The 21,068-nt window shown below is 59.3% G+C and carries 16 protein-coding genes; 11 read left to right on the forward strand and 5 right to left on the reverse strand.

The features are described 5' to 3' along the window. Positions 1-6: 6 nt before the first annotated feature. From ACQY8Q_RS09565 to ACQY8Q_RS09575, 3 genes are all read right to left on the reverse strand, one after another. The gene (locus tag ACQY8Q_RS09565; RefSeq protein WP_428426373.1) at positions 7-1,794 is read right to left on the reverse strand and encodes a methyl-accepting chemotaxis protein; all 1,788 of its coding nucleotides are present in this window, start codon (positions 1,792-1,794) and stop codon (positions 7-9) included. A 601-nt stretch (positions 1,795-2,395) separates the two neighbouring features. Further along, on the reverse strand, positions 2,396-4,420 hold the full coding sequence (locus tag ACQY8Q_RS09570) for a beta-N-acetylhexosaminidase (protein WP_428426374.1): 2,025 nt from the start codon (positions 4,418-4,420) through the stop codon (positions 2,396-2,398). A gap of 19 nt (positions 4,421-4,439) precedes the next feature. Then, a complete protein-coding gene (locus ACQY8Q_RS09575; protein WP_428426375.1) occupies positions 4,440-4,916 on the reverse strand; it encodes a GNAT family N-acetyltransferase in 477 nt (158 codons plus the stop codon). A 470-nt stretch (positions 4,917-5,386) separates the two neighbouring features. On the opposite strand from ACQY8Q_RS09575, the gene ACQY8Q_RS09580 reads away from it, so the two are divergent. From ACQY8Q_RS09580 to nadE, 5 genes are all read left to right on the forward strand, one after another. Next, a complete protein-coding gene (locus ACQY8Q_RS09580) occupies positions 5,387-5,647 on the forward strand; it encodes a hypothetical protein (protein ID WP_428426376.1) in 261 nt (86 codons plus the stop codon). A 376-nt stretch (positions 5,648-6,023) separates the two neighbouring features. Continuing rightward, on the forward strand, positions 6,024-7,970 hold the full coding sequence (gene asnB / locus ACQY8Q_RS09585; protein WP_428426377.1) for an asparagine synthase (glutamine-hydrolyzing): 1,947 nt from the start codon (positions 6,024-6,026) through the stop codon (positions 7,968-7,970). 21 nt (positions 7,971-7,991) lie between these two features. After that, positions 7,992-8,270 (forward strand): acyl carrier protein, encoded by a 279-nt coding sequence (locus tag ACQY8Q_RS09590; RefSeq protein WP_428426378.1) that lies wholly within the window; start codon positions 7,992-7,994, stop codon positions 8,268-8,270. 26 nt (positions 8,271-8,296) lie between these two features. After that, positions 8,297-9,841 (forward strand): class I adenylate-forming enzyme family protein, encoded by a 1,545-nt coding sequence (locus tag ACQY8Q_RS09595; RefSeq protein ID WP_428426379.1) that lies wholly within the window; start codon positions 8,297-8,299, stop codon positions 9,839-9,841. Next, entirely contained in the window at positions 9,838-10,851 is a 1,014-nt protein-coding gene (gene nadE / locus ACQY8Q_RS09600) for an NAD(+) synthase (RefSeq protein ID WP_428426380.1), read from the forward strand. Before ACQY8Q_RS09595 ends, nadE begins: the two co-directional genes overlap by 4 nt. Before the next feature lie 33 nt (positions 10,852-10,884). On the opposite strand, the gene ACQY8Q_RS09605 is transcribed toward nadE, so the two are convergent. Both ACQY8Q_RS09605 and ACQY8Q_RS09610 read right to left on the reverse strand, forming a co-directional pair. Beyond that, a complete protein-coding gene (locus ACQY8Q_RS09605; RefSeq protein ID WP_428426381.1) occupies positions 10,885-12,000 on the reverse strand; it encodes a hypothetical protein in 1,116 nt (371 codons plus the stop codon). Between the two features lie 53 nt (positions 12,001-12,053). Next, positions 12,054-12,743, reverse strand: a complete 690-nt coding sequence (locus ACQY8Q_RS09610) for a N5-glutamine methyltransferase family protein (protein ID WP_428429728.1) — start codon at positions 12,741-12,743, stop codon at positions 12,054-12,056. A gap of 346 nt (positions 12,744-13,089) precedes the next feature. On the opposite strand from ACQY8Q_RS09610, the gene ACQY8Q_RS09615 reads away from it, so the two are divergent. From ACQY8Q_RS09615 to ACQY8Q_RS09640, 6 genes are all read left to right on the forward strand, one after another. Next, on the forward strand, positions 13,090-14,349 hold the full coding sequence (locus ACQY8Q_RS09615) for a lipopolysaccharide biosynthesis protein (protein ID WP_428429729.1): 1,260 nt from the start codon (positions 13,090-13,092) through the stop codon (positions 14,347-14,349). Between the two features lie 107 nt (positions 14,350-14,456). Beyond that, positions 14,457-15,605 carry a GNAT family N-acetyltransferase gene (locus tag ACQY8Q_RS09620; RefSeq protein ID WP_428426382.1) on the forward strand — a complete coding sequence of 383 codons (1,149 nt, stop codon included), beginning with the start codon at positions 14,457-14,459 and terminating at the stop codon, positions 15,603-15,605. 136 nt (positions 15,606-15,741) lie between these two features. Further along, the gene (locus ACQY8Q_RS09625; RefSeq protein ID WP_428426383.1) at positions 15,742-17,370 is read left to right on the forward strand and encodes a GumC family protein; all 1,629 of its coding nucleotides are present in this window, start codon (positions 15,742-15,744) and stop codon (positions 17,368-17,370) included. A gap of 82 nt (positions 17,371-17,452) precedes the next feature. Then, complete coding sequence (locus ACQY8Q_RS09630) at positions 17,453-18,712, forward strand: O-antigen ligase family protein (protein WP_428429730.1); 1,260 nt, start codon at positions 17,453-17,455, stop codon at positions 18,710-18,712. Continuing rightward, positions 18,705-19,481, forward strand: coding sequence for a polysaccharide deacetylase family protein (locus ACQY8Q_RS09635; protein WP_428426384.1), 777 nt, complete (start codon positions 18,705-18,707; stop codon positions 19,479-19,481). Before ACQY8Q_RS09630 ends, ACQY8Q_RS09635 begins: the two co-directional genes overlap by 8 nt. A 2-nt stretch (positions 19,482-19,483) precedes the next feature. Continuing rightward, on the forward strand, positions 19,484-20,764 hold the full coding sequence (locus tag ACQY8Q_RS09640) for a glycosyltransferase family 4 protein (protein WP_428429732.1): 1,281 nt from the start codon (positions 19,484-19,486) through the stop codon (positions 20,762-20,764). The last annotated feature ends 304 nt before the right edge of the window (positions 20,765-21,068 follow it).

Genomic DNA, 21,068 nt, shown 5'->3' on the forward strand with positions numbered 1-21,068 from the left:
TCGGGTTTAAAATTCTTCCCAATTCTCCTGCGCGGCCGCAGCATTGCCGGAAAAGGCGCGGATCACCTGGCCTGCCATCTTGCGGGCGGGCGATGCGACCGGCCGGGAGTGGTGTCCAGCCTCCACCGCGCGAGGTACGCTCGCCTGTTGCCCGACCCGGAACTGGCCAAGCAGCGAGAACAGAGCTTCCGCCTCCCGTGCCAGTCCATGGCTGGCCGCGGTCGACTGTTCCACCATGGCTGCGTTCTGTTGGGTGCCCTGATCCATAGCATTGACCGCATGGTTGATCTCTTTCAGACCGGTCGCCTGTTCTCTCGCGCCTTCGACGATGGCGACGACATTGCTGTTGATCTCCTGGACCTGCTTAACGATTTCCTCCAGCGCCTTGCCTGTTTCGCCGACCAGCGACACGCCGCTTTTGACCTGTTCGCCTGAGGTATTGATCAGCGCCTTGATTTCCTTTGCAGCCTTGGCCGAGCGCTGCGCTAGTTCACGCACCTCCTGAGCCACAACCGCAAAGCCCTTGCCTGCATCTCCCGCCCGCGCCGCTTCCACGCCGGCGTTCAGTGCCAGAAGATTGGTCTGGAAGGCGATGTCGTCAATCACGCCGATAATGTTGGAAATTTCGCGGGAGGAGTTTTCGATCTGTCCCATGGCTGTGATGGCATTGCGCACCACGGCTCCGGACCGTTCGGCATTTGCACGCGTCGCAGCGACCAGATGGCCGGCTTCCTCCGCCCTGCGGCTGGAGTCGGCAACGGTCGTGGTGATCTGCTCGAGCGCTGCCGCCGTTTCCTCAACGGAAGCCGCCTGTTGTTCGGTGCGTTTCGACAGGTCATCCGCAGCTGACCGAATTTCCGTCGAGCCGGCGGCAATTGCCTGGGCGTTGGTACCAACGGAGTGCATCGCCAGCCGGAGCTTTTCCACCGCATCATTGAAATCGTGACGGACCTTTTCCATCGTCGGCACAAACGGCCGATCGAGATTTTGGGTCAGATCGCCATCAGACAATCCCTTCAAGGCCTTTGCAAGCGTGCCAACCGCGCCCATGCGCTCTGTCACATCCGTTGCAAACTTGACGACCTTGTAGACCTTTCCCTTCTCGTCGACGATCGGGTTGTAGGCTGCCTGGATCCAGATCTCCTTGCCGCCCTTGCCAAAGCGAAGGAACTCGTTGGCGGTGAATTCACCACGCCCGAGCCGCTCCCAGAACTGCCGATATTCCTCGGTCTGCACATAAGCAGGGTCGCAGAACATCCGGTGATGCCTGCCCTGAATTTCCTGCAGTTGATAACCCAGCGCACCGCAGAAATTTTCGTTGGCGGTGAGGATTTCGCCGGTCGGGGTGAATTCGATCACCGCCTGTGAACGGGAGACGGCATTCAGCTTGCCGGCATCTTCCATGGCCTTCTGCCTGACGGCCGTGATGTCGGTTGCAAACTTCACCACCTTATAGGGCTTGCTACCACGGAAAATCGGGTTGTAGGAGGCCTCGATCCAGATCTCGCGGCCGCTCTTGGTGATGCGCTTATATTGCTGCCGGTCGAATTCGCCACGGCCGAGCCGTCCCCAGAATTCGCGATATTCCACACTGTTCGCTTCAGCTGGATCAACGAAAATCCGATGATGTTTGCCCTTGATCTCCGCAAGCTCGTAGCCCAATGCCGCACAGAAATTTGGGTTGGCGGCAAGGATGTTGCCGCTTAGATCGAATTCGATAATCGCCTGTGACTTATGCATCGCAGCCAGAACAGCTGCGGTATCGCCACCAAAACGTGGGAAAAGCCTGCTCATACAACGCCTCCTTCGGCATCCGCTCAATTTTCAAGCGCCATTTGGGCGCAACAATAGGCGCATACATCGGCCGGTTAGAGCCGCGAATGTCCTTGAACTTCCATATCTCTTGTGGCCATGGATCCTGGCTCAGGCGAGCACCACACATCCGAAGGACACCAGCGAGCCGGTCAGGTTTCTTTGGGAAAAGTCATGCCGGTCTTCCCGGCTTGTGCATGAGCGTCATGCTCGAACATTCTAATATTCGAATGCACAATGCAACTATTAGTATAATTGCTAAAATAAGAATTAATAATTCGAGCAATTTTTAAGCATAGAGAACCATCGCCACTCTCGCAGGGAGAAGATTTCTCAATGCCGAAAGCCTCAATTAATATCCTGTTTTAATTATATTTTTTAAAAATTCGGAACAAAATATTCGCCGTTACATGCAGCTCCCGGCCTTGTGTCTCGTCGGATTAATTGTGCGTGAAAACATCGCTCAAAAGCACAATCTTTAATTGATTTCGAAACTCTTCATATTTGACCACACGCTACGATGCCGAGTTTGCAATCGTAGCTAAAGGAGTGCGTGCAGGGCCTGCCCGCACTCCTGTCCAGATCAGCGTTCCGCGTAAATCCCGTAGAGAATGGGCATCAGGCCGACCAGCGCCTCAAAGCGGGCGAAGGACTTTCGCTCCGGCAACGTCCAGCCGGTTTCGGCAAGCGCCGACAGACGCGGAAAGACCAAACGGTCGAAGACACCGCGATCGGTCATCGGTTCCGACCAGATGCAGCATTGCACGCCGGACAACCGCTTCTTCTGCTCGTCATTCCAGCCTTCGATGGGATCGAATGTGTAGAGCTTTTCCGGATCAGACCAGCCGGCCCAACTGGCGCCTGGCTCCGACCACGCCTGACTGTTGGCCATGTCGAGATAATAGACCTGGCCGGGGCAAACAACCATGTCGTAGCCCTCGCCTGCCAAGGCCGCCGATGCCTCGACCGTCCGCCAACCGAACAGCAGCGAATTGCTCTTGTCGATGACGTTGCCATGGGCTGCTTCCTGCCAGCCGCCGGTGATGCAGCCGCGCGAGGCGAGAAAAGCCTGGATGCGTGCCAGGAATTCCGCCTGCAGCACCGCAGCACCCGATCCGTCGATTTCGTCGGCGCCATGCGTGTTGGTGACAACGTTCAGCCGCGCAGCGTGCGCGCTTGCCATCGCCTCCCCGCTGACGTCGCGCAAGCGCGCCAACGCCTCCGGCGATCCCGACCATGCCCCGAGTGGCACTTCGTCGGCGCCGATATGAATGATCTTGGATGGAAACAGCTCGATCAACTCGTCGAAGATCGTTTCCAGAACCCGGTAGGTCTCTTCCCGAGCCGGATTGATGCAATTGTCCGGAAAACCCTGGACGGAGAAATAGCTGCCCTTTTCCTGCGGATCGCGCAGCTCGGGGATCGCCTGTAGCATCGCATAGCAATGGCCGGGCACGTCGATTTCAGGCACCACCTCGATGCCGATCCCGTCGGCCAGCGCCACGATCTGGCGAATGGCGGCCTTGGTATAATAACCGCCGGTGACCTGCGGCCCGGAGCCCAGAAGCGGTGGGATTTTCAGACCGTGACCACGCCAGGCGCCAATCTCCGTCAAAGCCGGATAGGCATCGATCTCGACGCGCCAGGCCTCATCATCGGACAAGTGCCAATGGAAGCGGTTCAGCTTGTTCCAGGCCATGATGCGCAGGAACTGCTCGATCTCCGCCGTGCCGTAAAACTGCCGGGCGACATCGAGATGCACGCCACGCCAGCCGAGCGCCGGCGCATCATTGATCTCGCCGGATGCCGGAAACAGGAAAGTCTCCGGATGAAGCCGCGCACCGCGCAGTATCTGCCCCAGTGTGATCAATCCGTAGAGGAAGCCTGCACGTGCGCTCGCCGATACCGTAACCCCGGATGTGGAGAACTTGATGCCATACGCCTCCGGCGGGAACCCAGCGACCAAGGCAAACGAGACGGGAAACCCGCCTTCGGCTGCAGGACGGACAATACCTTCGACAGGAAACAAGCCATCCGCAAGCGCCTTGAATGCCTGCGCTGCAGCTTCGGCCTCACCACCCTCGGCATGCAGAGCAACCCCGGCGGGAGGCGCAAGCTGGCCGGAAACCGAGACTGCACTTGGCCACGGCACAACGGAAACCGTTACCGGAGCGACCTTTGGAACCGGATAGACCACGGCACCGCGCGTCAGGGCCGCATTGTCCCCCTTCGCCCGGGTCGGAGCGACGCTGACCGGCACCGTATCGTTATCGGCGAGCACGACATAACCGGCATTGGCACCATCGGTCCAATGCTTGGGATGATAGCTCATGCCATGCGCCTTGATGGTCCAGGTCTCGCCGGGTTTGAGCACAAAGCCGTCCAGCGGCGCAAATTCCGAGTGGTTCGACAGCCGCTTCAACAGCCTGCCGCCCTCGACCGTTGCTTCCGGGTCGATGCGGGCCGGGCCGGACACGCAGAGTTTGAAATCGGCCAGCGGCTGATCGGTGTTGTTGGTCAGGGTCAGTGTATAGACGGGACTTTCATCCTGCCCCGCAGGCACCCAGAATGTTTCCAGCTGATATTTGATCTTGGTCGCGATCGTCATCATGTCCTCCAGAAAACTGTCATTCGGCGCTGTTGAGCAATCCGGCATAGACGCCGGGCGCTGAATTCGGGATCGGCGTAGCCCCCACCGTCCGCTCGTAAAAGGCCGATGGGCCGACATCGCCGATGATGGCGTAGCCGTAACCCATCATTTTCAAATCCATCAGGCTGGCGAGAAGCAGGGCATGGCCGATGCCTTCGCCGCGTGCTGCCTCATCCACGCCCGTTGGTCCGAAAAAACCGCGGGCGACCGATTCATGGCAGGCAAAGCCGATAAGCGTTTGCGCCCGCGTCGCAAGAAAACAGGTCGGCGGCTGGCGGGCAAAAGCCACCGCAGTCTCGCTCGCCCAGCCGGAGCCGAATTTTTCCCGCACCCAGCCGGTGACCAGTTCGAACTCCGGCGCAAGCGCCCGCCTGATGGTGACACCGGCGTTTTCCATGCGCGCGTCGAGCTCCGGAACCGGCTTAACCAGGGAAAGATTGACCAGATAATCCATGTGATGAACCCTGTGTGAGAACGTTGCTATGGCCGGGATAGTGGCCTGCCTGGCAGGCTCGGGACAACGAGCATCACAATATCATACGTGATTTGAAGCAAGACAAGATTGCGCGCCCGTTTGATTTTGGAGCCGCGAGAAACAGCCATCCTTCAGCAAATAGCTTCGTCAATCCAGTCACCACGAACTCTCCCGATTTCGCCAACCAACCATTAAGTCAATATTTTTGACTTAACCTAAGTTGAGAGTTCAAGACGTGTCAACGGGTGGGTTTTAGCGAGGTCAAATGGATAGTCCAAAGGTGGGACAGTGATCGTCGCGTCAATTTGTACGACACCTCAAAAGGGATCGAAATTTACCTTAAAGTTAAGAAATCGCTAATTTCTCTTATTGCGAGAGTGACTTACCTTCGACTTTCGCGCAGATTGCAGAGCACCATAAGCACTTGAACCGAAGGGGAGCGTGCCATCATGTCGAACCTGCAGATCGCGGCGCTGGCTTATGGCTTTGCCACACTGGCTTATCTCGCGCCAACCTATATCGAAGGCGAAAGAGTTGGCGGCCAGTGGTCGGCTCATCGCATAGTGGGCTTGATTTTATGCCTTTTCTGGCCTGTGCTGACAGCCATTGTCATCTACAAAGCCGCAGCAGCCACTTCGAAGCCCAAACTCGTCTTTGTCGATCACGCAGCGACCCCACGACACAATGCCCCAAACCGGCGTGGCGATTAAGCGGCGTACACCAACCGCCATCGATTCATGGTCGATTAACCATAACAAGGCACAGAGGCGGCCGGCAAAGCCTCTTCCAAGCCTCCCTGAAATCCACCCAAGATTGCATGGACTTAGAGAGAGCGGCGGCCGTTCCGCGATCAGCACTGCCCGGAAGCGGCCGGGCAAAACGGAAGAAATTGCATTCCATAAGGGAACAGGCACCGTTCTTCCATTACTTTTCGCTTTAATAAAAAGTCGAAATTATTCTTAAATCAATTTTTACCGTGAGACCAAATACCGGAATTCGCTTCTGAAATCTGGTCCAGATTAACACATCACGGACGCTTTTCAGGCATTATGCGGCTTCCAGGGGCAAGTTCGGGAATTTTGCTGCATGTGTGGATTTGGCGGATACTTCGGAGATGGCGTCGCGCCCCATGATGCGCAGCCGCTGCTGCAGCGCATGGTTGCCGCGATTGCACACCGGGGGCCGGATGGGCAGGGTATCTTCACCGCTCCCGCCGTCGGGCTCGGCCATGCACGCCTGTCGATCGTCGGTTTGGGCGATGGCCAGCAGCCGATGACGCATTCCAGCGGCGATTTCACCATCGTCTTCAACGGCGAAATTTTCAACTATGTCGAGCTGCGCGAGACGCTGAGGGCGCAGGGCCATGTGTTCCGCACCGGCAGCGACACCGAAGTCATTCTGCATCTTTACGAGCGCATGGGACCAGATTGCGTGTCCTTGCTCAACGGCGATTTTGCCTTTGCGATCTGGGATGCGCCCAGGCAGCGCATGGTCATTGCCCGCGACCGCATGGGCGTTCGTCCGCTCTTCTATACAACAGTCGGCAAAACCCTTTATTTTGCCTCGGAAGTAAAGGCTCTGCTGCAGGTGCCAGGCGTCCGGGCGGAGATGGACCCGCTGGCGCTAGATCAGATCTTTACGCTCTGGGCGCCGATTGCACCGCGCACGGCCTTCCGTGACGTATTTGAACTTGAGCCAGCGCATCTGCTGATCGCCGAGAAAAATACTGTCTCAATCAAGCCGTACTGGCAGCTGCAATATCCCGACATCGGCGAGCCCGCCGTCTACACGGACGAGCGCACTGCTGCCGAGGAACTGCGTGCCCTCTTGACCGATGCGACGCGCATCCGCATGCGGGCCGATGTCCCGGTCGGCTCCTATCTTTCCGGCGGCCTCGATTCATCGATCGTTTCGGCGTTGGCTGCGCCGATGGCAGCTGGCGGCCTCTCGACGTTTTCGGTCACCTTTGGCAGCGCCGAACATGACGAAAGCGCTTTCCAGCAACAAATGGCCACGGCGCTCGGCACGCATCATCACGCGGTTGCCTGCGGCGAAGGCGATATCGCCAGCGCCTTTCCCGATGTGATCCGCTTCACCGAGCGCCCGATCCTGCGCACGGCACCGGCGCCACTCTATCAGCTGTCCGGCCTTGTTCGCGAAAAAGGCTTGAAGGTGGTTTTGACCGGCGAAGGTGCCGACGAGGTGTTTGCCGGCTATGATATATTCAAGGAAGCCCGCGTTCGCCGCTTCTGTGCCCGCCAGCCAGGTTCGAGGATCAGGCCGCACCTGTTTCGCAAGCTCTATGCCTACCTGCCCGGGTTGAAACAGCAATCGGCCGAATATCTCGCTGCCTTCTTTGGTGCTGGCGCCGACAGTCCGGACGATCCGCTGTTTTCGCACCGACCGCGCCTGCGCGGGACGGCAGCTGCCAAGCTGTTTTTCTCCGGCGATCTGCGCCAAACGCTCGCAGGCTACGATGCCACCGCAGAAATGGTTTCGCTTCTGCCGCAGGACTTTGGCCGCTGGCACCCGCTGCATCAGGCGCAGTATCTTGAAAGCCGTTTCCTTCTGCCCGGCTACATCCTGTCGAGCCAGGGCGATCGCATGGCCATGGCACATGGCATCGAAGGCCGTTTCCCTTTCCTCGACCATCGCCTGGTCGAATTCGCGACACGCCTGCCGCCCGAAATGAAGCTCAAGGGGCTTGTCGAAAAGCATATCCTGCGGGAAGCCACGAAAGGTCTTCTTCCGGACACCATCGGGCGCCGGACCAAGCAGCCTTACCGGGCGCCGGATAGCCAATCCTTCGTCGGCAACAACGAACGGGACTACGTCCGCGACGCGTTCAGCGAACGCAGCATCGCCGAAACCGGCCTTTTCAATCCGAAAGCCGTCTCAAAACTTTATGAGAAATGCAGCGAGAAGCCGGCATCCGGCTATCGCGACAATGTGGCCTTCGTCGGCATCCTATCAACCCAACTCTGGCAGAACACATTTTCAGCCACCAAGGCGCTGAGCACCAAGGCGGCTTGAGCTTTATCTGAGGAAAAACATATGACCCAACCCATCAAAGACAGCATCAAGGCTTTCATCATCGAGAACTTTCTGTTTGGCGACACGTCCTACGATCTTCAGGACGAGGCATCGCTGATCGAAAACGAGGTCATCGATTCCACCGGTGTTCTCGAGCTGGTTGCCTTCATCGAGGACCAGTTCGGTTTCGTCATGGCCGACGCGGATATCGTCCCGGCCAATCTCGATTCCGTGGCGCGCATCACGGCCTTCGTGGCCAGACACGCGCAGGATCCCGCACTCAACAAGATGTCAGCCTGACAGGATCGGGCGACGGGAGACAGACGATGCGCGTCGAAGAGTTTCTGCAGAACAGCGCCCGTACAAACGGTGCGAAGACCGCCCTGGTGGCTGGCGACAAGCGCTTCACCTATGCGGAATTCGATGCGGTTGCCGGACGGCTGGCCTCGTCGCTTGCCGCAGGCGGTATCGTGCGCGGCGACCGCGTCCTCGTCTTCATGAACAATTGCTGGGAAGCAGCGGTTTCGCTGTTTGCCATCCTGAAGGCCGGCGCCACCGCCGTACCGGTCAATCCATCGACCAAAGCCGACAAGCTCGCCTATATGATCAGCAATTGCGAGGCAGCCGGCATCTTAACACAGGGCAAACTGCTGCCTGTCGTGTCTGAGGCCAGGGCAACCGAGCCAAGGCCATTGTTCGTCGCATCGACAAAATTCCGAGGCGCTGGCCCCGGTAACGGCATCGCCGATTTCGAGACCTGCCTTGCAGCGGCCGAAACCGCCGTCGGTCACCACGGCATTGATGTCGACTTGGCGCTTTTGATCTACACCTCGGGCTCGACCGGCCGCCCGAAGGGTGTGATGATGACGCACCGGAATGTGGAAGCCGCCGCGACCTCGATCACCACCTATCTGGAAAACACAGCCGACGACATCATCCTGAATGTCCTGCCGCTGGCCTTCGACTATGGTCTCTACCAGCTGCTGATGTCGATCAAACTCGGCGCGACCATCGTTCTGGAAGCCTCCTTCGCTTTCCCGCAGGCAATCTTCGACCGTATCCGCGAAGAAAACGTCACCGGCTTCCCGCTGGTGCCGACCATGGCGGCAATGATCCTGCAGATGCGTGACCTCGAGCCGGATTTCCTGCCGAGCCTGCGCTACATCACCAATACCGCAGCCGCCCTGCCCCCCACCCATATCGCCCGCCTGCGTGAACTGTTTCCACGCGCGACGATCTATTCGATGTACGGGCTGACCGAATGCAAGCGCTGCACCTACCTGCCGCCCGCCGAACTCGATCGCCGCCCCGGCTCCGTGGGCATCGCCATTCCCAATACCGAAGCCTTTGTTGTCGATGACGACGGCCAGCGCGTGGCGCCCGGCGTCCCTGGCGAACTGGTGATCCGTGGCCCGCATGTGATGCAGGGTTACTGGCGCAACGACGAGGCGACCAACAAGATGCTGCGCCCCGGCCCCAACCCTTGGGAAAGGGTACTTTACACCGGTGACCTCTTCCGCACGGACGAGGAAGGGTTCCTCTATTTCGTCGGCCGTAAGGACGACATCATCAAGACCCGTGGCGAGAAAGTCGCGCCGAAGGAAGTCGAGACGGTGCTGCATGCCCATCCCGGCATTGCCGAGGCCGTCGTCATCGGCCTGCCCGACCCTGTCCTTGGCCAGGCAATCGCCGCCATCGTCGTTCTCTCCGATCCGGCTCTGACGGAACGCGAGATCATCAAACATTGCGCCGCCCATCTGGAAGACTTCATGGTTCCGCGTCTCATCGAGTTTCGCGCTGAGCTGCCGAAGACAGATACGGGCAAGGTCAGCCGCAGGCTTGCCGCAGAAACATTGGAGGCTGCCGAATGAATATGCACAAAGCCGAAACCACCGCCGCATTCTCGGCAGCAACGCTGGCACTCGACCCGGCCAAGGAAACCGACAAGATCGTTGCAGCGCTGCGTGAGCAGCTGCGCGGCCCGTTGCGCAAGCGCGGTCTCGTTCTTGGACTTTCCGGTGGCATCGACAGCAGCGTCTGTGCAGCTCTTGCCGCCCGCGCGGTCGGTGCAAAGAACGTCTACGCTCTGTTCATGCCGGAAAACGATTCCGATCCGGAAAGCCTGCGTCTTGGCCGCACCATCGCCGAAACCTTCGGCATCGGCAGTGTCGTCGAGGACATCGGCCCGTCGCTGCAGGCCATGGGCTGCTACGATCGCCGCGACGCCTTCATCCGCGAACTGGTTCCAGACTATACCAGCGCCTGGGCCTCGAAGATCGTCATTTCCAGCGCACTGGAAGGCGATGGCTACAACATTTCCTACCTCGTCGTGCAGGACCCGGATGGCAAGCAGACAAAGCTGCGCATGACGCCATCGGTTTATCTCGGCATCGTCGCGGCCACCAACATGAAGCAGCGCACGCGCAAGCAGCTCGAATATTTCCACGCTGACCGCCTGAACTTTGCCGTCATCGGCACGCCGAACCGGCTGGAATACGATCAGGGCTTCTTCGTCAAGAACGGTGATGGCGCTGCCGACGTCAAGCCGATCGCCCATCTCTACAAGACCCAGGTCTATCAGTTGGCCGCTTACCTCGGCGTGCCGGAGGAAATCTGCAAGCGCCCGCCGACGACCGATACCTATTCGCTGCAGCAGACGCAGGAAGAGTTCTACTTCTCCTTGCCCTACGACCGGATGGATCTCTGCCTCTACGGCCTCAACAACAATCTGCCCGCAGAAACCGTTGCCGCCGCGGCCGGGTTGACCGCAGACCAGATGACACGCGTCTGGGCCGATATCGCTGCCAAGCGCAAGGCGACACGTTATCTGCACCTTGCGCCGCAACTGGTCGAACCAGTCAGCGAAATCGCACCGAAGTAAGACATACGGGCTTAGAAGGCGGCGGAGAGCGTGTCAGTCGATATCATCAGCCGCAAGCCGGCTCCAGTGTTCACCGGCCAGCCCATTGAAAAACCCTTCGCCGTTCTGAAAAGCCTGCAGGATCTCCGGATCTCTGCTGTGAATGACGCTTGAGGCGATGTGGGTGAAGGAGATGCGCCGGCCGAGCATGGCTTCGAGCAGTGCCGGCTGTGTGCGGCCGCGCAACGCAACGAGATCCCGCGCTGCAGCATGCGCAATCAGGCAATCGATAACCTGCCGTTCCTGGCCGGGAATCGACAGGATCTGAAGGACCCGGCCGATGCGGCCCACATTTCCATGATAGACGAAGGCACCGACGACGGCACCGGTCCGCGCCTCAACCTTGCAGAACACGGCCTCGCCTTCCGACCTCGCGTACTTTGCATCCCCCAGGATATAGGCCAACTGAGCACCTGGAAAATCAGGCCGGAGCCGGTATCGCGCCGTCAGCCGACTAAAAAGTGCGGCAAACTCTTCGACAGACACGTCACTCGTCTTGAAGCTACCCTGCCCATTCCAGGCCGCCGGAATGCCGGACCAGCGCAGGTCGTCAGCGCGCATGCGCCGGAGCAGGATATCATCGGTCCTGCGCGCCACTGGCCGCAAAAAACGGGCGGCGGCGATACGGCTCGCGCCAAGCTCGGTAAAAAAGCCGGCCGGCCGGATGAGGCGAAGCCAGTCGAGACTATATTGCGGCAAGGCCAGCCCGCGCAGCTTCATCCACATCGCGGCGGATACCTCGCTCGCCGTCTCGCTGAACGATAGGTCCTGGGGGCCAGCGAGAAACGCCTTGAGAAGGCGCGCGCCCGCGAGCGGATCGGCGTCCCGCCCCTCGACCATCAGCGAGCCGCAAATCGCTGCGCGCAATTGCCGGCCCTGAAACGTCATCGGCAACCCCGTTGCACCAACGAAACCGGTCATCTCGCCGCCGTCATTCAAATGAACGAGCGACGCGATGCCGATGTCCTGGCCTGGCGCATCGAGATAGAAATGCTGGAGATAGTCCGCCAACCCCTTAGCTGCCGGAGCCTTCGGGTCGCGGAAGACGCGTTGAAACATCCCCGCCAAGGCCGGGATGTCGGAGCTTTGCAACGCGCGGATTTCACTCATCGGCTTTTCGGGTTCCGGCAGAAGGTTTTGCAGGCGGGCTCAGCAATGACGTGTTACGCATCGGACCATTTCTTCTGGACGAATGCGACACGGGGAAGACCGGCCGCGTCTTCGGCGAAAGTTGCAGGCTCATAGCCCCGCGCCCGCGCAAGCAGTGCGGCGGCCTGGCGGTGCTGCCCTTCACCGAATTCGAAAGCCAGCCAGCCACCGGGCTTCAGAAACGCAAGTGCATCGCGGACCAGACGCTGATGGATTGAAATCCCATAGGGGCCACCATCGAAGGCCTCGCGCGGTTCGTTGTCAAGCAGATGGGCGCTGTCGCCCTCCAGACGTTGGGTGGAGATATACGGAGGATTGCAGACGATCAGATCGATCTTGCCCTCTAGATCCTTGTCCGAAAGCCCGCCGAACAGGTCGCCCTGGATCACGCTCAGGCGATCGGAAAACCCGCAACGCTCAGCGTTTCGCGTTGCAAGGCTCACAGTCTCGTCTGTCAGATCGCATGCCCAGAGCCGGGCTGCCGGGATGTGCGTGGCGATGGCCAGCGCCAGATTGCCGGAGCCGCAGCACATGTCGATGACCAATGGATTTTCGACGCGTCCTTCGATCAACCCGAGCGATGTGCGGCCCAAAAGTTCAGTTTCTTCTCTTGGGATGAGCACGCCGGGAGCCAGTTCGAGATCGACCCCCATGAAGCGGTGCAGCGGCGTTCCGATCCGGTCCTCAACACGTGCCTTATCCATCACCAGCGCAACTCCAACCTGCAACCGCCAAAACCTACTGCAATCAATAGCGTAGCGAAGTAAACATAAACTGAAATCAATTCAGCAATGGCAAGCGTTAACCTCAATATGAATTCTCTGATGCCGCAAAGACCGAATCGCGGTGAAATTAACGACCTTTGCAGCGATTGAACGTATTGTGGGACAACCAGAAATTAAATGAAACAGACGCGACTGCAACTTTGAGGTTTCCGCCAGTTTTGCCGTGGTTGCTACCACTGCACCCAACCGGAACCTCATTGTCTGCAAGAGGAGGAAACCAACGGTGACAGCGGACGCTTTTCACGCGCCCAAGCAGCGAACACTGATGTCGATAGTCATGTCCTACATGGCTTCCGGCGGCAGCCTCATTTTGAGTTCCGCTGCTCAACTGCTCACCTTCGCCATTCTGGCGCGGTCGCTCGGCGTCAACGAGTTCAGCGTCTTCGTCGCCGTTACCGCAGTTTGCAATATTGCCGTCCATCTCTGCGGACTTGGCGGCATGGAGTGCCTTGTGCGGCGCGTCGCGCGCGATCCCTCGATGTATCCCGTCATGCTCGGCCACAATATCATCCTGACGACCATTAGCGGCGTGGCACTGGTATTGCTCGGCGTGGCTATATTGCCATTTTTCTTTGCGTTGTCGCCCGATCCATCGCTCAATCTCCTCGATATGACGCTGATGCTGATCACCAACATCATTTTCGTGCGCATTATTGTCCTGACCGAGCAGATCTTCATCGGTCACTCCAATTTCGTCTCGGCCAACATGACCGTGGTCGGGTTCGCGATTGCGCGCACCATCGCCGCAGCACTTGCATGCCTTGCATTTGGCGTCTCGACCGTTGCCGAATGGGCGGTCTGGCAGTTTGCCTGCCATGTCCTGGTCGCGGCCTTCTGCATCCGGGCATTGGCAAAACTGGGCCGGCCCAAATACGAGATCGTCAGGGAAGAGCTGCCGCTCGGCATGTACTTCAGCATACCCTTCATTCTGCGCGCCATCCGCCAGAACGCCGACCTGCTAACGCTCAGCCTCGTCACGACAGCCGAAATCGTCGCAAGCTACAGTGTCGCGCGCCGGATTCTCGAAAGCAGCTACCTTTCCGTCGAAGCCTTGAACCGTCTGATGTATCCGGGCTCGGCGCGCGCGGCGGCCAACGGTCTCCACAAGGCGATGGACCGTATCCGCAAGGTGCTCCTTGCCGCCACCGGCATCAGCCTGGCAGCCGCCACAACCGTATTTCTCCTGGCACCGCTGCTCCCCTACCTGTTCGGCCACGAATATTTGACGCTGGTGTCCTTCGTGCGCAGCCTCTGCTGGGTCGTCGTACCGCTCGGCATGTGGTCGATTGCCGTCGAAGCACTGGGGGCCGCCGGATATCACGCGGCGCGCGCCAGCGTCATGGGCCTCGGCAGCATTCTGGGCGCAGGCCTTGCGGCCTGGGCGACCTGGTACGCCCCGCCGATGGGAACAGTCGTTTCCTTCTACGTCATCGAGATTGCAATGGTGGCCGTCGCCTGGGCGGTCTTCTTCCGGTACGCGAAGAAGGATGAAGTAAAAGATGCTGCCGGAGCAGCATTTTCATAAAAACGCTTTGAGTTGCTTAGAAAATATTGACCGATATCCCGTAAATAAACTGGCGAGACAGAGCCGGATATGAAGAGTGTGATATGACACCCGCTGCGGAAAATGCTTTGAGACAACCCATCGAACTCTCCGCCCCTCCTGCTGAGGAGGGCCGGCCGAGGCCGCATACAGGCGCGGTTCGCGCCATGGAGCGGTCGGACCTTCCGGCTATCGCGGATCTGTTCACCCGGACCTTCCGCAAGAACAATCTGAAGACCGACAGCCAGCTGGCCGGTTATCTCGAAACGGTTTTCTTCAGCAGCCCGCTCTACACGCCGGATGTCGGCAGCCTCGTTCATCTCAACGAGACATCGACGATCGACAGCGCCATTCTGGCAATGCCGGTGGAATTCATCGTTCATGGCCGGCCGGTAACCGCCAGAATACTGTGCGCGTTCATGGCCGAAGGAAAGTCCGGCGCGGCCGGGGCTGCCCGTCTGGCCCGCATGCTGCGCGCGGCACGCCAGGATTTCTGCTTTACCGACAACGCATCACCGGTCAGCGCCGACCACTGGGTTGCCGGTGGCGGGCTGGTCTTGCCGGTTCAAAGCCTTGAATGGCATCGCACATTCCGTCCGGCCGCAACCGCGCTCGACGTGGCCCGCCGCAAGGTGAAGTTGCTTGCCAGGCTGCCGCTGCAGGGCCTTGCCCGAACCGCTGACCGTTTCGTGCGCCGCTCAAAAACCTCGTTTGCTGCCACGCCGCACGACGGCATCGCGAGCGCACCGATTTCACTGCCGCAATTCATGGAACAGGCGCAGCTGATGATGCAGCGCTTCTCCGTCCATCCGGTCTTTTCCCAGGCAGAATTCGACTGGCTGATCGCTGCGGCGAAGCTGAACACCTCGCTTGGCGAGCTTCGGTGCCGCAGCATCACGGACGCGCAGAGCAAGACGATCGGCTGTTACCTGTATTTTGGTGCGGATGGCAGCAACGCCGTGGTTATGAACGTCTTCTGTCACGAGCGTCAGGAAGCGCTGGTCGTTGCCCAGCTTTTTGCCGATCTCGACAACCTTGGATATGCAAGCGCCCAGGGGATGGCGCAGCCTTTCCTGACACAGGCGGTGCTGCGTCAACGCCATCTGGTACACAAGCATACCGGCTATTTTTGCCTGGTCACCCGCCACGCCGACCTGAAGGAAGCGGCCATCGGCGACGGGTTCTATGCCGGCGGCCTTGCCTCGGAAAGCTGGAGCCGGTTGCTTCACGATTTCTAATCCCGAATACCCTGTATGCGAGTGCCGACATCCGGCATTTTAACGTCCGGTTTACCATAAGCGACTATTCATGATGTTCACCTAGAGCACGGCGATAGGCTGTACGGGCTTGAAGCACGCTGCGGAGACAGAACGGATGTACACGCCGAAGGAGCCGGATCTGCGGCAAGCGATAAAGCGCCCGGAAACGGTTGCACGCTCGCGCCCACGTCCCGGCTCCCTTCTCGATCTGGTTTCCGACGAAGACGAGGATTTCCGCCCCGCTTATCAGGCATCCGCAACTGCTGAGACCGCACGCGCAACGTTTTCGCCAAACCGGCAACAGGCGGCAATCGCCGAACATATCAACACACCTTCAACGCCCGTCAAAGGGCAGATCATGGGATATGTCGCGGCCCTTCGCGCCATCGGTCCCGATGACGTATTCCTGTGGCTCAAGAGCGGCCTGCTCTGGATTATCGGTACGACGGTGCTGTGCGTGGCCGCCGCCTTGGTCTACGCGATGGTCGCTCAGCCGCGTTATACCGTCTACACCGACCTCGTCATTGATCCGTCCAATCTTCAGGTGGTCAGTGACGACGTGTTCGGCTCCAATCCGTTGCGCGACTCGCAATTGCTCGAGGTTGAAAGCAAGCTGCGCATCCTCACATCGCGCAATGTCCTGACCCGCGTCATCGACAGCATGAACCTGACGCAGGACCAGGAATTCGTGAAGCCGGGCATATTCGACGGCCTCAAGGACTTGTTTTCGAGCGCCACCAAGGACGAGACCCAGCATGCAAAGATGCTGGCCGCAACCCGCGCCCTCGCCGAGCGCGTCGAAGCACGGCGCGAAGAGCGCTCATTCGTCGTTTCTCTTGGTGTCTATACCGATAGCCCGGAGAAATCAGTGACGCTGTCCGACGCCATCGTAGATGCGTTCGAAAAGGAAATTTTCGAATCCGCCGCGCAAAGCGCCGGTAGGGTCGCAACGACGCTCAACGATCGCCTGGAAGAGCTGCGGCGCAACGTCACCAACGCGGAAGCAAAGGTCGAAGAATTCAAACGCCAGAAGGGGCTGCAATCCTCCAATGGCGAACTGGTCAGCACACGGCTTGTTGCCGAGTTGAACACGCAGGTCCTGACGGCACAGCAGCGCTATATTGAGCTGGAAACGCGATACAAGCAGATGCAGGAGGCAATCTCGACCGGCCAGACCGGCACGGCATCGGTTTTCGTTTCCCCAACGATGACGGCGCTACGGCAGGATTACGATCAGGCCTTGTTGCAGCTCAATTCCCTGAAACTGACCTATGGCACCCGCCATCCACGGATCACCGCTGCCAATTCCGACCTGACCACCTTGAAGGCATCGATCAACAATGAAGCCCGGCGGATCGCCGATGCTGCGTTGGGAGACATGAACCAGGCCAAGTCGGCGCTCGCCGCCCTGCAAGGCAAGGCGAACGAACAGCAGACGACCGTCTACATGGACAACGATTCCCAAGTCGAGCTGCGGGATCTGGAGCGCGACGCCCGTGCCAAGGCTGCCCTTTACGAAACGCATCTGACCCGTGCCCAGCAGATCACCGAACAGCAGCAGATCAACACCTCCAATATCCGGGTGATTTCGCGTGCAATGCCGCCGCAATCGCGCAGCTGGCCGCCGCGGACTCTGATCCTCCTGGCACTCGGCGCGTTTGGCGGTATCGCCATCGGCATCGGGCTTGCCCTGCTGTTCGGCATTCTTCGGGCCCTGCGTCAACACCAGCCGCGCACGGGCTGACATGAAGACCGCGTCGCCGGACAATCATGCAATCCCGGATACGACTGGGGTCGGCGGGATCAGCGCCGGTCCAGTCCTGTTCATGGCGATCTTCCTGTTCTTCTGGATTTCCCTGACGCCATTCGTCGACCTGACCGGCGAAGGCATTCTCGACCCGTCCGCCGGCAATTCGAACCGTCTGAACCAGATCGTGTCGCTTAGCCTGTTTGCGGGCACGCTCTGCTACGGTCTGCTTCACCCGTTGCGCGCGACAATCCTGCAGCCCCGCGCCCTGCTGCTGCCAATGTTCGGCTGGTTCCTGTTCGTTTCGCTGATTTCCAACCATCCGATGCTCGGCATCAAAGCGGTCATCCTGACCGTCATGGCGACCATCAATGCCAGCATCTATCTGCTGATGCCATCATCGGAGAAGCAATTCGCCAAGATGCTGGCGATCGGTACGCTGATCACGCTGGCAACCGCCTATTACGGTGTCATCTTCAAACCCGAAGTGTCGATCCATCAGCTGTCCGAACTGCGTGAGCCGATGAATGCCGGCATGTGGCGCGGTCATTTCCCGCACAAGAACAGCGCCGCCGCTGCCATGGTGATCGCCGCCTTCTTCGGCCTTTTCGTGATGAATGCCTGGTCGCGGCTGGCCGGGATCACCATCGTCGTTCTGTCGGTCGTCTTCCTCGTCCACACCGGCGGAAAAACCTCGAGCGCCATGCTGCCCGGCATCCTGATCCTTGCCTTTGTGTTCGAGCGCCTGCGGTTTTTGCGCATTCCCATCGCCGTTGGCGGCGTCGCGCTGTTCAATCTGTTTGCCGTCGGCTCAGCGGTCTTCCGGCCGCTTGGCGACTTCATCACATCGCTCGGGATCGACGCGACATTCACCAACCGGGCCGACATCTGGCGATTTGCCTTCACGGCGCTGGCCGAAAATCCGATCACCGGCTACGGCATCAAGGCATTCTGGCAGACGCAGGAACTGGTTTATAGCGGCGGTGCCGTCGAAACCTGGGCGGTCGCTGCGGCCAACGGGCATAATTCCTACCTCGATATCGCGCTGATGACCGGCATCCCCGGTCTGTTCATGACCTTGCTCTGGGTTCTCTTCCTGCCGTTGCGCGACATCTCACGCCTGCCCCCAGCCGCCGAGCATTCGGATCTGACGCGGCTTTTCATCCGGGTCTGGCTCTATGTGATTTTCAATGCCGGCCTGGAAAGTCTGTTTTTCGAGGGCGGCAATTTGCTCTGGTTCACCTTCCTCTATTGCCTGTATGGCCTGCGGTTTCAATCGTCGGCGACGCTGTCCGGGAAACGTTTTGCTCCTGCAGAAAGGCCAGCGGCCCATGCCTGACATTGTCAACACGCTCACCAATATCGCCGACCGGCTGAACAACCGGCTGATCTGGCAATTCGCCAGAACACGGCGGCCTATCCCGGCAGAGCGGCCGATCATTTCCTTCACCTTCGACGACGTTCCAGATACGGCTTTGACCAACGGTGCGGCCATTCTGGAAAAATATGGCGTGCGCGGGACGTTCTACATCGCCGGCGGGCTGGAAGGGCGCGTTGAGCCAGATCGGCGCCTGATTTCGGCTGATGGCTGTCGTGAACTGTTTGCACGCGGACACGAAATCGGTTGCCATACGTTTTCGCACCACAAGGTCAGCACTCTCAGCAGCGGGTCATTTGCCGATGATCTCGATCGCAATGACGCCTTCCTGACCGGTGCCGGGATTTCTCGCCGGCCGACCAATTTCGCCTTCCCCTACAACGCCGCAACCCCACGGCTTAGGCACGTTCTGAAACAGCGATACACGACATGCCGGGCTGCGGGCGAAGCCATCAACCGGGGAACAGTCGATCCCTTCATGCTGAAAGCCGTCGAAATCCGCCAGCCGGAGGACCATGCTCTTGGCCTGACGCGGTGGATAGACGATGTCGCAGCCGATCCGGGCTGGCTGATCTTCTTCACCCACGATATCGCCTCCACGCCGACACACTATGGCTGCCGGCCGGAAACGCTGGAGCGGCTGGTTTCGCACGCCCGCGAACGCCAATGCGATATTCTCCCCGTTTGCGAGGCGCTGGATCGCTTCGGCTGGAAAGAGGCCCACCCGTGACCATCGTTAGCCAGGCAAACTGCAAGCCGACATTGCTGAAGATCAACAACTACTTCTACCGCAGGGGTGGTGCCGAGGCTGTGTTTCTCGATCACATCGCCATGTTCGAACAGGCCGGCTGGGATGTCGTTCCCTTCGCCATGCAGCATGAGTTGAACCCGCCCAGCCCATGGTCCGACTACTTCGTTTCGGAGATCGAATACGGCCATGAAACCGGCACGCTGAACAAGATCAAGCAGGTCGCGAAGATCATCTACTCCTTCGAGGCGCAGCGCAATATCAAGCGGCTGATCGAGCGGGTCAATCCGGCGATCGCCCACGCGCACAACGTCTACCATCACCTGTCGCCGGCGATCTTCTCGACGTTGAAATCGGCTGGCATCCCAACGGTCATGACCGTTCACGACCTCAAGCTTGCCTGTCCCTCCTACAAGATGCTGCGCGATGCCAAGGTCTGCGAGGACTGCAAGGGTGGCCGCATCCACAATGTCCTTGTGCACCGCTGCATCAAAGGATCGACCGTGCTCAGCACCGTCGTTCTGGCCGAGACCGCGCTGCATCGCAGCCTTGGCCTGTATCGCAACAATCTCGACCGCCTCGTCGTCCCCAGCCGGTTCTACATCGACAAGCTCGTCGAGTGGGGCTGGCCGCGCGAAAAAATGGTCTACATTCCGAATTTCGTCGATATCGACACCTTCGATACAGATTGGACCGAGCGCGACTATTTCGCTTTCGCCGGCCGCCTCGCGCCTGAAAAGGGGATCGACACACTGATACGCGCCGCCGCCCTGTCGAAGCAGAAGCTGGTGATTGCCGGAACCGGACCGGAGGAAGCCGCGCTGAAAGCGCTGGCGCAGACGCTAGAAGCAGATGTCGTGTTCGCCGGCTATCTGTCCGGGACAGCACTGCATCGGCTGATCGGTGAAGCCAAGGCACTGGTGCTGCCGTCCGAGTGGTACGAGAATGCGCCGATCAGTGTGCTCGAAGCCTATGCACTGGAAACTCCGGTCATTGGCGCCAACATTGGCGGCATTCCGGAGATGGTCCTCGACGGCGAAACCGGCTTGTTGGCCATGCCTGGGAATGTGGAGGATCTGGCAACCGCCCTCACCGCGATGGCTTCACGCACGCCGCAAGAGCGGCGGGAGATGGGCCGGAAGGCACGGCAATGGATCGCCGTCGAATTCTCCTCGTCCGCTTATCTGCGGCGGACGACAGAACTCTATGCCAGCCTTGGCGCATCTTTGCCGATGGCCACGCGCTCGATCGCACAATCAAATTGATACACTTTTCGAGATAACAACTCATAATTTCACCCGGTCCGTACAATTTTAACGGTTATATTTCCCTCATTTCAGCCCTTCGCAACTAAACCATATCCCAAGGAACCAGGGATTTGGAACGATGGGCCACGAGCCGCGCACTTTCAGAACGGCAGAATCTCAACCTGAACAAACAGGTATCGACAGCAGCCTGCGCAATATCCGTGAAGGCCTGCGAAAAGTGGCTGAGGACAAACCTGCGGAAATGCCGTCCATCGCAGGCGTCCCGCTCGCGGAGCGCATAGCGATTGTGCCTGCCCCAAGG

Source organism: Pararhizobium sp., from assembly GCF_965279435.1.
GTDB lineage: Bacteria > Pseudomonadota > Alphaproteobacteria > Rhizobiales > Rhizobiaceae > Pararhizobium.

Excerpts from the sequence above, each read along its gene's own strand:
- ACQY8Q_RS09565 (WP_428426373.1), bottom strand. The coding sequence starts at position 1,794 with ATGAGCAGGCTTTTCCCACGTTTTGGTGGCGATACCGCAGCTGTTCTG.
- ACQY8Q_RS09570 (WP_428426374.1), bottom strand. The coding sequence starts at position 4,420 with ATGACGATCGCGACCAAGATCAAATATCAGCTGGAAACATTCTGGGTG.
- ACQY8Q_RS09575 (WP_428426375.1), bottom strand. The coding sequence starts at position 4,916 with ATGGATTATCTGGTCAATCTTTCCCTGGTTAAGCCGGTTCCGGAGCTC.
- ACQY8Q_RS09580 (WP_428426376.1), top strand. The coding sequence starts at position 5,387 with ATGTCGAACCTGCAGATCGCGGCGCTGGCTTATGGCTTTGCCACACTG.
- asnB (WP_428426377.1), top strand. The coding sequence starts at position 6,024 with ATGTGTGGATTTGGCGGATACTTCGGAGATGGCGTCGCGCCCCATGAT.
- ACQY8Q_RS09590 (WP_428426378.1), top strand. The coding sequence starts at position 7,992 with ATGACCCAACCCATCAAAGACAGCATCAAGGCTTTCATCATCGAGAAC.
- ACQY8Q_RS09595 (WP_428426379.1), top strand. The coding sequence starts at position 8,297 with ATGCGCGTCGAAGAGTTTCTGCAGAACAGCGCCCGTACAAACGGTGCG.
- nadE (WP_428426380.1), top strand. The coding sequence starts at position 9,838 with ATGAATATGCACAAAGCCGAAACCACCGCCGCATTCTCGGCAGCAACG.
- ACQY8Q_RS09605 (WP_428426381.1), bottom strand. The coding sequence starts at position 12,000 with ATGAGTGAAATCCGCGCGTTGCAAAGCTCCGACATCCCGGCCTTGGCG.
- ACQY8Q_RS09610 (WP_428429728.1), bottom strand. The coding sequence starts at position 12,743 with ATGGATAAGGCACGTGTTGAGGACCGGATCGGAACGCCGCTGCACCGC.
- ACQY8Q_RS09615 (WP_428429729.1), top strand. The coding sequence starts at position 13,090 with ATGTCGATAGTCATGTCCTACATGGCTTCCGGCGGCAGCCTCATTTTG.
- ACQY8Q_RS09625 (WP_428426383.1), top strand. The coding sequence starts at position 15,742 with ATGTACACGCCGAAGGAGCCGGATCTGCGGCAAGCGATAAAGCGCCCG.
- ACQY8Q_RS09630 (WP_428429730.1), top strand. The coding sequence starts at position 17,453 with ATGGCGATCTTCCTGTTCTTCTGGATTTCCCTGACGCCATTCGTCGAC.
- ACQY8Q_RS09635 (WP_428426384.1), top strand. The coding sequence starts at position 18,705 with ATGCCTGACATTGTCAACACGCTCACCAATATCGCCGACCGGCTGAAC.